Here is a 10,512-nt window from a genome sequence, read left to right as displayed (position 1 = left end):
TCTCCTCAACCTAACTCTTCTCATCTCAACTGTTCTTTGCTCTGCTCTCAGCTAGTTCCTAAACCTGCAGGTAACTGACGAGATCGCTCTCGTTTCACTTTATAGTAAAAGAGAGCGATCAGAATGTCAACTAACGTTTTGCCAAACGTTTTGCCAAATCAGGGCGAAGACTTACTGCGTCCCGGAGGAAAACATGGTGAATCTCCCGGGCTGACTTTTCCGTATTGACGTGCATCATGACACGGATACAGCTCGGCAAACTCCCGGGCACGGGAATTTCCTGCGCGCACATCAACGGCACGTATTCCCATCCCTCCAACAGCCGCGCAGCCTGCGCCGGAAACGTTGCCTGCAGATCCTGCGTGGTGGTGAGCAGTACACTCACGATGTCGTCAACGCCGACCTCGTTTTGCTTAACCATCTCTTCCAACAGGAGTTTTGCCGCTGCGACGATTGACTCCCGCGTATTGCTCTCAACCGTGATGGCTCCCCTGATTCCTCGCACTCCCATCTCTCTACTTCCCCCATTCCTCTCTCATAATCTCCAGGATCAGGCTCTCTTCTATCTCTTTTACCAGCTCTACTCGACCGATCGCTCTCGGCAGAACGAGAGCCAGTTTCCCTGACACCGTTTTTTTATCACGTTTCATGACTGTCAGCACCTGAATGGGGTCAAACGGCTTCGGCCACTCGGTGGGCAGATGGAAACGTCGCAAAACACGAGCTGTCCGCTCATACACTCCCCGGTCGGCCAATCCCATTCGCTCCGCTGTTTTGGCCGCCAGGCACATGCCGATCGAAATGGCTTCCCCATGGTTCAACCGGGCGTAATCACTAAGGGCTTCAAACGCATGGCCAAAGGTATGACCCAGATTTAACAGGGCGCGCATCCCCTGTTCGGTCTCGTCAGCGGACACGATTGCCGCTTTCACCGCGCATCCGCGCTGGATGGCCTCGGCCACATACTCAGAATGAAGCTGCCACAGCTCATCCGCATGTTCTTCCAGCCAGGTGACAAACCTCTCATCGGATATCAGACCGTGTTTGATCACTTCCGCGAAACCGGCGGCCACCTCCCGCTTTGGCAGACTGCGCAAGGCAGCCGTATCGTACAACACCATGCGGGGTTGATGAAAGGCGCCGATCAGGTTCTTTCCGAGGGGGTGGTTGATTGCCACTTTTCCCCCTACCGAACTGTCATGGGCAAGCAAGGTTGTTGGCACTTGCACAAAATCAATTCCCCGCATGAACGTCGCAGCAACGAAACCAGCCAGATCACCCACTACACCGCCGCCAAGCGCAAGCAGGGCTGATTTGCGATCCAGACCCGCTTCGATCGAAGCTGTCATCACCCGTTCATAAACGGCCAGACTTTTGGATTGTTCACCAGCCTCGATCACACAGGAAGCGACGCGATAACCGGCCGTCTCAAGCTGGGAGACAAGCGGAGACAGATACAGCGGTGCCACATTCTCGTCGGTCACGATGAACAGCGAGCGCCCAGGTAAGATCCCGACATCCTGCAGCAGTGTCGCCGCCTGCTGCAAAAGCCCCTCCCCGATCTGAATCGGGTACGAGCGCTCATCCAACTCAACGTGGAGTGTTCTTGGCCACATCAGAACCGCTCCGTGTATTCGCGGTATTGTCGTACGTTCTCCAGCATGTCGTCCATCGCATCGGACGGAAACTTTTCACACATCGCGCGGGCGATTTCCCAGGCGACGACCGCCTCGGCGACGACACTGGCGGCAGGAACGGCACAACTGTCAGAACGTTCGATGCTGGCCGAAAATGGTTCTTTGCTGTCGATGTCCACACTCATCAACGGTTTGTACAGCGTTGGAATCGGCTTCATCACGCCGCGGACAACAATCGGCATGCCCGTCGTCATGCCACCTTCCAGACCGCCGGCGCGATTCGTTTTGCGGCTGTATCCAGTCTCTTCCGACCAAACGATCTCGTCGTGCACCTGAGAGCCGGGCAAACCTGCCGCTTCAAAGCCGATGCCAATTTCTACACCTTTGAATGCCTGAATGCTCAAAATCGCCTGTGCCAGACGTCCGTCCAACTTGCGGTCCCACTGCACGTGACTGCCCAGACCGATCGGGACTCCTTCCACGATCACTTCGACAATGCCCCCCAGTGAGTCACCGTCCTGCTTCGCTTTGTCAATGGCTGCCATCATTTTCGCTTCTGCTTCCTTGTCCAGACAGCGTACCGGGGATTCCTCCGTGCGGCTGATCAGCTCTTCCAGACTGACATCCTGGCGCTTTGCGATGACATCGCCGATCTGCAGCACCTGACCGCCGATCCGAATGCCAAACGCCTCCAGCAGTTGGCGAGCCACAGCTCCCACTGCTACGCGCATGGTCGTTTCACGTGCGCTGGAACGTTCCAGAATATTTCGCATATCCCGCTGATGATATTTGATTGCGCCGTTCAAATCGGCGTGTCCAGGACGCGGACGTGACACCCGACGTTTTTCTTCCGCACCTTCGACCGGTTCAGCACTCATGATGCCCTGCCAGTGGGCCCAGTCCTTGTTTTCTACAACCAGGGTGATCGGCGCTCCGGTCGTATAACCGTGGCGCACACCGGAGAGAACTTTCACCTGATCCTTTTCAATCTGCATTCGTCTGCCGCGGCCATGCCCTTTCTGCCGCCGCGCCAGCTGTTCGTTGATCTTCTCGATGGAGAACGGCAAATTGCTCGGAATCCCTTCAATAACGGCCGTCAGCTGCGGGCCGTGAGATTCCCCTGCTGTCAAGTATCTCATCTCTCTTCACTCCTCCAACTCTCAGGCAGCCTCTTATCTGTATCGCTGTCCTTTCACGCTTTTAAGCGTTATAATATCACACCTGCTTGCCCGTGGAAATACGAAACGGGAAAGTTCCTTTCATCCGGCATGAAAAACGCTTCTCCCGTAAGAGAAGCGCCTGACGTCAACGCGATGGCTACGCATTGTCCACCATCATATAGGAGTTGGGGGGGAACGGACGGCGGAGATTTTCCACTCGGACGAGATCATCCAGTTGTGGCTTGTCGGCACCGAGGATTTGTCCGCATTCCTGAAGTGTGATCAAGCCGCGCCGGTACGCTTCGATGACCTTTTGCTTATCCATCTGCTTCCTCCTATGTATGTGATTACATTTAGCTTTGGGAAAAAACAGCATCTCTATACCCCAATGGAATGAAGTTATCCCATTTTTCGATAAAAAAAGGTATCTTCCGCCTCAAACTGGTACTGACCCGGCTGAAAGATCTGCTCGGTGCTGCCAACGAACAAGACTCCGCCCGGCTTAAGAGCGCGGCTGAACTTTTGATACAATTCGTGTTTCGCCTCCTCTGTAAAGTAAATCATGACGTTGCGGCAGATGATCAGATCAAAGTTGGTGTCAAACGAATCGGCCAGCAGATTGTGCTTGCGAAACGTCACTTTCTGCTTCACTTCGTCGGAAATGCGGTAACTCATCGAATCTTTTGTAAAATATTTGGACACCAACTCCGTTGGACAATCCTGCAGCGATCGGTCGGTATATACACCCTGCTTTGCCTTGGCCAAAGCCCCCTCGTCGATGTCGGTCGCCAGAAGCGATGCCTCGATCTTTTTGCGGAGCAGAATCAGACTGAGTGTGTACGGTTCTTCGCCGGTCGAGCAGGCGGCGCTCCAGCACTTCAATCGCGGCGACTGTTTTGCGAGCCGCGGGAGAACTTTGTTCTCCAATACCTCCCAGCGTCCCGGATTTCGAAAAAACTCGGACACGTTGATCGTCATGCGATCCAAAAACTCGTAAAACAGCTCCTGGTTTTTGGAGATCGCCTCAAAGTAGCGGGCAAACGTCTCATATCCCCGCTTCAGGCGAAGAGAGGTAAGGCGCCGTTTCATCTGCGCTTCCTTGTATAGAGCGAGATCAATTCCTGTCATTTTTTTTACACTGTCGATAAAATGCTGAAAATCCTTGTCTTCCATTTTAAAAACTCCCCTTAGGTTGACTGCCCATAAGCGTTTCGCGCTTCGGGCAGGAATTCCTGCCAAAACAAAGAAAAGACTCCCTGAAGAGTCTTTTCCCGTTTTTTCCCTAATTAAATCCAGCGTTGGATGGTTTTTTCGTAGGACAGCACTTCGCCCTCGGAGAACCAGAGGCCGATCTCGCGCTCAGCGCTTTCTGGAGAGTCGGAGCCGTGGATGATGTTCATGCCAACGGAAGTGGCAAAGTCGCCGCGAATGGTGCCAGGAGCAGCATCAGCCGGGTTGGTTTTGCCCATCATGTTGCGCGCGGTAGCGATCACATTGTTGCCTTGCCATACCATTGCAAAAACAGGACCGGATGTGATGAAATCTACCAGTTCGCCAAAGAATGGACGCTCTTTGTGCTCTGCGTAGTGTTTTTCAGCCAGTTCGCGGCTTACGTTCATCAGTTTTGCCCCAACCAGTTGGAAGCCTTTTGCTTCAAAGCGGGAAACGATTTCCCCGATCAGGTTGCGTTGTACGCCGTCAGGTTTTACCATCAGAAAGGTTTTTTCCATGTTATATTGCCTCCGTAACAGCTATGTATTATGTCAAATTGACACCAACGAGAATTTTATCAAAAGAAAAAGGGGCAAGCAACCTTGTCCCTCGAAAAAACACTTAAAATTTGCGATCCACGATGAAATTGGCGATCTCCAGCAGTGATTTTTTCGTCTGATTGTCCGGCAGATCGGCCAAAGCCGACTTCGCCCGATCAATATACCGTTGCGCCAGGGCGTGACTGTATCCGATGCCCTCGTCCGCCCGTACCAGCTGTATGGCTTCATCGACATGATCCCAAAACGTCCCCTGTGCGAGCCAGTTCTGAAAACGGTCGCGCGCTTTGCCAAAATGCGCAGTGTAGAAAGCAGGCAGGGTGATATTCCCCTGACGCAGATCGCTGCCTGCCGGCTTGCCTAACTGCTTCTCGGTTCCGGTAAAGTCGAGGATGTCGTCGGTGATCTGGAAGGCCATGCCGACGTTGTAGCCGTATTGGAACATTTTTCGAACCAGTTCCGGTTTCGCGCCGCTCGCCACCGCCCCCAGTTGGCAGCTGATGGCGATCAACAGAGCGGTTTTTCGTTTGATCCGGCGCAGATAGGTGCGGAAGTCCTGCTGCCAATTGTGCAGATCGCGCACCTGCTCGATTTCCCCCCTGCACATCTCCACGATGGCTTTGGAGAGAATTCGATGCAATTGAGGATCAGGCAGTTCTGTCGCGATCACCAGTGCCCGAGCCAGCAAGTAATCCCCTGTATACATGGCTACGCGGTTATCCCACTTGGCCCGTACCGTATCCTTCCCCCGACGCTTATCCGCGTTATCAACCACGTCATCATGCACCAACGTAGCCATGTGAATCAACTCAAGCGGTACCGCAACATGCTTGAGCCGTGTGACATCGTATTCGCCCCACTTCCCGCCCAAAAGCACAAAGACGGGACGAATCCGCTTCCCTCCTGCTTTCAGCAGATGCGTCGACGACAGGTACAGCTCGAGGGTGCGGGTGTCTATGGATTTCTCCAGTTCATTTTCGATGTACTGGACATCGTTTTTCAGTTGGAAGTAGATATCAACTAGGTTCATCCGCCCCACCTAACTCGTCAATGTAGTGTTTGCCTGCTGTGAAGCCGCATCCCATAGCGAGACTTTTACGGGGGAGGACAGCAATCCGAGTTCCGCCGCGCATTGATAGTAATACTCAAGCCCCACTCGTTGTTCATCCGTAAAATCGTGCGTCAGGCCATTAAAATACGAATACCAATCTTCTCGGTTTCCGCCGAAGTGAACCAGCACATCCTCTATCATAAGATCGAGATGTCTGCGCGTTTTTTCCTTGCTCGACAAAAACGCCGCATGTACATCAAGCAAAAGCTCCCGATGGTGCTCGATTGCCTGTTTGCGAACCGCCCAAAGGGCAAACGTCATGGAATAACCGGTAAACCGGTGCCACAGCTCCCCGAGGTCGTAAACTTGATACGGCAAGCTGTTTCGAATGGCCAAAAGCGCGTCATCCCCGATCAACAGAGCGGCGTCTGCCTCTTTCATCATTTCTTCCAGGACAGGCGATTGCGTCTTATAGGAAACGTGCAGACCGAAAAATTTTTGCAAAATGATCTTTAACAGGTTCACCGAGGTTGCCGACGTATTGGTCAAGGCGATCCGCGCGCCGGCCAGCTCTTCTATTGGACGTTTGCTGAACAGAAAGATGGAGCCTACTTTCCCCTTGGCGCTTACCGACAGATTTGGCAAAACCAGATATTGGGAAGCGTGTTCAGCATAGCTGAACGAAGAGATCGGTCCGACATCAATCTCTCCCCTGGCCATCGCTGCATTCAGCTGGGCGGGAACTTGTTGAATGAAGTCAATCCGATCCTGAAAACGTTTTTGATCAAAGTAAAAATAGACAGGGAGTGTGTTGGTGTAAATGATTTGTCCGATTCGCAAGGATTTTTCCGTCATCTCTTATTCCCCCCAGCGCCGAAACAGTGAATGCGGAACGTCCAGCGCATCCAACGCTTTGCCCACAACGAAGTTGATCAGGTCATCCATGGTGTTCGGCTTGTGGTAATATCCCGGCATGGCAGGTAAAATTTTTGCCCCCATCCGGCTCAACGTGAGCATGTTTTCCAGGTGAATGGCATTGAGCGGCGTCTCTCGGGGAACCAGCACCAGCTTGCGTCCTTCCTTCAGCATCACGTCAGCGACCCGTTCCATGAGATTGCCGGAAGCGCCGTGTGCGATACCGGACAAGGTACCCATTGAGCAGGGGATGACGATCATGCCGTCACCGCGATGTGATCCGCTGGCGGCCGGGCAGGAAAAATCCCGCAGCCCCCAGTAGTACAACTCGCCGGGAAAGTCCTGACGCAGTTTTTCCTGCACAAGCCGCTCCCGATCTTCCGTATTCCAGTCAAGCTCGTCCGAAAAGACCTGCCAGCCAGCCTCCGTAATCATCAAGTGAACGGTGTGACCGCCTCGCAGCAGTTCCTGTACGAGTCGAACGCCGTAAATGGCTCCGCTTGCCCCGGTAATGCCGACTGCCAACTGCTTTTTCATCATACGATCACCAGATCAATCATCGTAAAGGTGAACACAACCACGCTCAATATCCCGTTCATCGTAAAGAAAGCTACATCGAGCTTGGACAAATCCGTAGGCTTGACCAAACTGTGCTCGTAAATAAGAATGGCCCCGGAGATCAGCACTCCGATCAGGAACCAAATGGACAGCGACGCGCTTACGTAAAGCAAAACCAACCCGATAAACGTCAGCATGTGACAGCCCCGGGCGATCAGAAGCGCATTGGCAATTCCAAAGCGGCTCGGGAGCGAGTACAGCCCTTCTCTCTTGTCGAACTCCGCGTCCTGGCAAGCATAAATAATGTCAAAGCCGGCCGTCCAGAACAGGACAGTGAGGAACAACAGCATGGCCGTTCCGTCAATTTGTCCGGTGGTAGCCACCCAGCCGCCCAAAGGCCCGAATCCGATGGCGACTCCCAAAATAAAATGGCACAACCAGGTAAAGCGTTTGGTATAGGAATACAAGATAAGAACAAATACCGCAAGCGGGAGCAGCTTTACCGCGAGATCGTTCAACTGGAATGCAGCGTAGAACAACACTGCGAAGGAGATGACGATAAACAGCAGAACTTCGGTGACGGAGATCAATCCCGCGGGAATGGCGCGCGTGGCAGTCCGCGGGTTTTTCGCATCAATAAACCGGTCAATCAGACGGTTAAGAGACATCGCCGCACTGCGGGCTCCGACCATCGCCAAGGTTACCCAGAAGATTTCAGCCCAGCTTGGCCACGCGTTCTCAACGACAATATTGCCCAATACCGCTCCCATGAAAGCGAACGGCAGCGCAAAAACGGTGTGTTCAAACTTGATCATTTCCAAAATAATTTTCAATTTATGAAGACCCACGGGGAACACTTCCAATCTACAGTACGATTACCTTGCTGAGGTTACTTTTTTGTACCGATGTGCAGCGCGGCCACACCGCCCATGAACAGCTTGACCTGCACGGGATCAAGGCCCGCCTGCTGAAACATCCGGGCAAGCTCCTTGCTGTCCGGGAAGTTCGTCAACGATTGGGGCAGCCAGGCGTACTCTTCATATTTATTGACGACCAGTTTGGCAATGATCGGCAACAGCTTGTAAAAGTACAGATAAAATAGCTTGCGGTACGGGAGAAACGGCGGTTTTGAAACCTCCAAGGATACGACTTTTCCTCCTGGTTTCACCACGCGGCACATCTCGTTCAACACGGTCTGAATATCAGGCACATTGCGTAGCGCAAATCCTATGGTCGCGTAGTCGAAGGTGTTGTCCTCGTACGGCAGCTTCATCGCGTCGCCGTTTACAAGCTGGACCGTTTGGCCCACACCTTCCTTCGCCACTTTATAGGCGCCCACATCCAGCATGTTTTGGCTGAAATCGAGGCCGACGACGCGTCCCTCTTTCCCTACCGCATGTGCCAGGCTGATTGTCCAGTCGCAAGTGCCGCACGCTACGTCGATCGCTGACTGTCCCGGTCGGATGTTCATTTGTTTCATCGTGTAGTTGCGCCAGGCGATATGACTGCCAAAGCTGATGACGTTGTTCATTTTGTCGTACTCCTCCGCGATGCTCTCAAACACGGAGTGCACGTACTGCGCTTTTTGCTTCATCTGGTTCTCGTTCACCTGACTACATCTCCTCAACGACACGTTTCAAACGGTTGACGCGATGGGAGTACCGCGACGTAATCCACGTAAGCGTGTTCCTTCTTTCCGCCGGATGCAGACTGCGGATAAGCTGTTCGCAAATCGAGATCAACTCCATCGCCTTTGCTTCCACACTCGCCGCTACCTGCGCAATCGTGGTGCCCGGCTTTTGCATCAGATAGCGGGAAAAGCCGAATGGCGCCTGCTGCTGCCACTTCAACTGCTCCCATTCCCCGATCATGCATTCCACCGCCGACGTTTCTTCAAACAACGCGCTCCAGAAACGGCGGCTCTGCTCGTGGGCGGCGTACTTGTTCACCATTGCGACGTAGAGAGACGTATCAATGGTTTTCCGTAAAGACATATACTCGTCCCACGTTAGTTTACTCTCCTGTTCAGCCAGGTAAAGCTTCATCTTTGCCTCATTGACCCGTTCAATCGCCCGAGCCAGCACCTGGATCGCTTCGATCTCCCCTGCTTCGGCCAACAGGTGGTAGTAAGTGCTGCTGTAATAATCTCCTGCGAGAACAGTCAGCTGGCGATTTCGCTCAGCCGTCTGGGTTTCCTCGTAGACTACCTTTACCCCCTCGTGCATGTCGAGGCCCAACTGGACAAGAGCGACTGTCATGCAGAGAGTCCGAACCCGTTCGCTGGCCAATCCCTGGTCATGCAGGTACAAATACAAAAGAGCCAGGCGGTTTTCCGCCAGCAGCGGGGGGTCTACGTATTTTTCCACATAGGGGTGTTCAATCTTCTTGTAGATCTGTTCGATGATCGCTCGAACCTCGTCTACGTATGGGGTTTGATCTTTGCTCATGCGTCCTCCTCCACAAGCGAAACACAATCAAGTTGCTGCCTGTTCCGTTCATTGCGCAGTTCACGCGGTGCCTCACGCGGAAAGCTGTCCACATCATCATACCACACTTCGTTCCTAGGGACTAACTCTCTCGTGAAAATACGGGTCAATCCTCACCGGAAACCTTTGTTCCACATGAGTACGCACATCCTGGATGTCTGCGGGTGACGCCGCGTGGGCAGCTGTTTGCGTTCGCTTGGCTTCAATGGCGACCAGCAATTTCGCCGTAGACGGTTTCTCTTCCTCCAACAAACGGAAGTAGATCTGTTTTGTATTGCCTGTAAAGTGAAAAAGGTCGTAAGTCAGCGTGTAAAAATCGCGGTAGACCAAAGGCAAATCCACCTGTTGCGCTGGTCGAACGACAAAATCGACAAAAACGGACTGATTTTCCCATTTTACACGCTTAATATTATAATGAGTTGGCACTAAAGTAAATAAATCGACCACATTTTGCTCAGTCAGTTCAACTGGCCTTGACGCCTGGAAGGTCGGGACGTCCTCTCCCTTCCAGGTGACAGTGGGAACAAGCGACAGCAATAGGGCAAGCATCGAAGCTGCGACGATGGCCGCCAAAAGATTGCGGGGCATCAACATCCCTCCTCTTCACCATTGTACAAAGCAAAAAAGCAGGCTATGCCTGCTTTTCCTCCGATCGCTTTACTCTGTTGTATCGATGACGCCATGCTGCGTATAAATGACTGCTTTTCCACGCACCTTGATCGCCGAGGTATGCTCCGTAAACTGGAAAATCATGACTTCTCCTTTATCCAGCTTCTCCGTATGGTGAAAACGGGTGTCGGAGCCGCGCGTCAATCCGATCACGTGAACGCCGTTTTCTTTCGCTTTCACGATGCAGTAATCCTGCTGCATATGTACTGGCTGTGTCAATCAAGTTCCCCCTTATCAGGCAGTTTTCTCTTTCACTATGAATGAGCC

14 protein-coding genes are annotated in these 10,512 nt (G+C 52.8%); all 14 read right to left on the bottom strand.

Annotation, left to right across the window (positions count from 1 at the left end):
- Nucleotides 1-130: 130 nt before the first annotated feature.
- The 14 genes from aroH to mtrB all read right to left on the bottom strand — a co-directional run bounded on the left by aroH (nucleotide 131) and on the right by mtrB (nucleotide 10,446).
- Complete coding sequence (gene aroH, locus ACE99V_RS02835) at nucleotides 131-511, bottom strand: chorismate mutase (protein WP_400489629.1); 381 nt, start codon at nucleotides 509-511, stop codon at nucleotides 131-133.
- A 4-nt stretch (nucleotides 512-515) separates the two neighbouring features.
- Nucleotides 516-1,616: a 3-dehydroquinate synthase gene (aroB, locus tag ACE99V_RS02830; RefSeq protein WP_400489628.1), complete on the bottom strand. Its 1,101-nt coding sequence runs from the start codon at nucleotides 1,614-1,616 to the stop codon at nucleotides 516-518.
- Entirely contained in the window at nucleotides 1,616-2,776 is a 1,161-nt protein-coding gene (aroC, locus tag ACE99V_RS02825; protein ID WP_400489627.1) for a chorismate synthase, read from the bottom strand. Before aroC ends, aroB begins: the two co-directional genes overlap by 1 nt.
- 178 nt (nucleotides 2,777-2,954) lie before the next feature.
- Entirely contained in the window at nucleotides 2,955-3,122 is a 168-nt protein-coding gene (locus tag ACE99V_RS02820) for a hypothetical protein (protein ID WP_400489626.1), read from the bottom strand.
- Nucleotides 3,123-3,196: 74 nt separating this feature from the next.
- On the bottom strand, nucleotides 3,197-3,970 hold the full coding sequence (locus ACE99V_RS02815; RefSeq protein ID WP_400489625.1) for a CheR family methyltransferase: 774 nt from the start codon (nucleotides 3,968-3,970) through the stop codon (nucleotides 3,197-3,199).
- A gap of 113 nt (nucleotides 3,971-4,083) precedes the next feature.
- Nucleotides 4,084-4,527: a nucleoside-diphosphate kinase gene (gene ndk / locus ACE99V_RS02810; RefSeq protein WP_400489624.1), complete on the bottom strand. Its 444-nt coding sequence runs from the start codon at nucleotides 4,525-4,527 to the stop codon at nucleotides 4,084-4,086.
- A gap of 103 nt (nucleotides 4,528-4,630) precedes the next feature.
- A complete protein-coding gene (locus tag ACE99V_RS02805) occupies nucleotides 4,631-5,596 on the bottom strand; it encodes a polyprenyl synthetase family protein (RefSeq protein WP_400489623.1) in 966 nt (321 codons plus the stop codon).
- A gap of 9 nt (nucleotides 5,597-5,605) precedes the next feature.
- On the bottom strand, nucleotides 5,606-6,472 hold the full coding sequence (locus ACE99V_RS02800) for a menaquinone biosynthetic enzyme MqnA/MqnD family protein (RefSeq protein ID WP_400489622.1): 867 nt from the start codon (nucleotides 6,470-6,472) through the stop codon (nucleotides 5,606-5,608).
- Nucleotides 6,473-6,475: 3 nt separating this feature from the next.
- Nucleotides 6,476-7,072, bottom strand: a complete 597-nt coding sequence (locus ACE99V_RS02795; RefSeq protein WP_400489621.1) for a UbiX family flavin prenyltransferase — start codon at nucleotides 7,070-7,072, stop codon at nucleotides 6,476-6,478.
- On the bottom strand, nucleotides 7,069-7,938 hold the full coding sequence (locus tag ACE99V_RS02790) for a UbiA-like polyprenyltransferase (RefSeq protein ID WP_400489620.1): 870 nt from the start codon (nucleotides 7,936-7,938) through the stop codon (nucleotides 7,069-7,071). Before ACE99V_RS02790 ends, ACE99V_RS02795 begins: the two co-directional genes overlap by 4 nt.
- A gap of 41 nt (nucleotides 7,939-7,979) precedes the next feature.
- The gene (locus ACE99V_RS02785; RefSeq protein WP_400489619.1) at nucleotides 7,980-8,699 is read right to left on the bottom strand and encodes a demethylmenaquinone methyltransferase; all 720 of its coding nucleotides are present in this window, start codon (nucleotides 8,697-8,699) and stop codon (nucleotides 7,980-7,982) included.
- Between the two features lie 4 nt (nucleotides 8,700-8,703).
- Entirely contained in the window at nucleotides 8,704-9,537 is an 834-nt protein-coding gene (locus ACE99V_RS02780; RefSeq protein ID WP_400489618.1) for a heptaprenyl diphosphate synthase component 1, read from the bottom strand.
- 114 nt (nucleotides 9,538-9,651) lie between these two features.
- Entirely contained in the window at nucleotides 9,652-10,164 is a 513-nt protein-coding gene (locus ACE99V_RS02775) for a hypothetical protein (RefSeq protein ID WP_400489617.1), read from the bottom strand.
- Nucleotides 10,165-10,233: 69 nt separating this feature from the next.
- Entirely contained in the window at nucleotides 10,234-10,446 is a 213-nt protein-coding gene (mtrB, locus tag ACE99V_RS02770) for a trp RNA-binding attenuation protein MtrB (RefSeq protein ID WP_400489676.1), read from the bottom strand.
- Between the last annotated feature and the right edge of the window lie 66 nt (nucleotides 10,447-10,512).

This window comes from Brevibacillus soli, from assembly GCF_044759095.2.
Taxonomy (GTDB): domain Bacteria; phylum Bacillota; class Bacilli; order Brevibacillales; family Brevibacillaceae; genus JBIYSM02.
Note: the sequence above shows the minus strand (reverse complement) of the source record. Positions and strands in the feature narration are given on the sequence as shown.

Coding starts and splice junctions, on each gene's coding strand:
- ACE99V_RS02795 (WP_400489621.1), bottom strand. CDS start 7,072: ATGATGAAAAAGCAGTTGGCAGTCGGCATTACCGGGGCAAGCGGAGCC.
- ACE99V_RS02775 (WP_400489617.1), bottom strand. CDS start 10,164: ATGCCCCGCAATCTTTTGGCGGCCATCGTCGCAGCTTCGATGCTTGCC.
- ACE99V_RS02805 (WP_400489623.1), bottom strand. CDS start 5,596: ATGAACCTAGTTGATATCTACTTCCAACTGAAAAACGATGTCCAGTAC.
- ACE99V_RS02800 (WP_400489622.1), bottom strand. CDS start 6,472: ATGACGGAAAAATCCTTGCGAATCGGACAAATCATTTACACCAACACA.
- mtrB (WP_400489676.1), bottom strand. CDS start 10,446: ATGCAGCAGGATTACTGCATCGTGAAAGCGAAAGAAAACGGCGTTCAC.
- aroC (WP_400489627.1), bottom strand. CDS start 2,776: ATGAGATACTTGACAGCAGGGGAATCTCACGGCCCGCAGCTGACGGCC.
- aroH (WP_400489629.1), bottom strand. CDS start 511: ATGGGAGTGCGAGGAATCAGGGGAGCCATCACGGTTGAGAGCAATACG.
- ndk (WP_400489624.1), bottom strand. CDS start 4,527: ATGGAAAAAACCTTTCTGATGGTAAAACCTGACGGCGTACAACGCAAC.
- aroB (WP_400489628.1), bottom strand. CDS start 1,616: ATGTGGCCAAGAACACTCCACGTTGAGTTGGATGAGCGCTCGTACCCG.
- ACE99V_RS02820 (WP_400489626.1), bottom strand. CDS start 3,122: ATGGATAAGCAAAAGGTCATCGAAGCGTACCGGCGCGGCTTGATCACA.
- ACE99V_RS02780 (WP_400489618.1), bottom strand. CDS start 9,537: ATGAGCAAAGATCAAACCCCATACGTAGACGAGGTTCGAGCGATCATC.
- ACE99V_RS02815 (WP_400489625.1), bottom strand. CDS start 3,970: ATGGAAGACAAGGATTTTCAGCATTTTATCGACAGTGTAAAAAAAATG.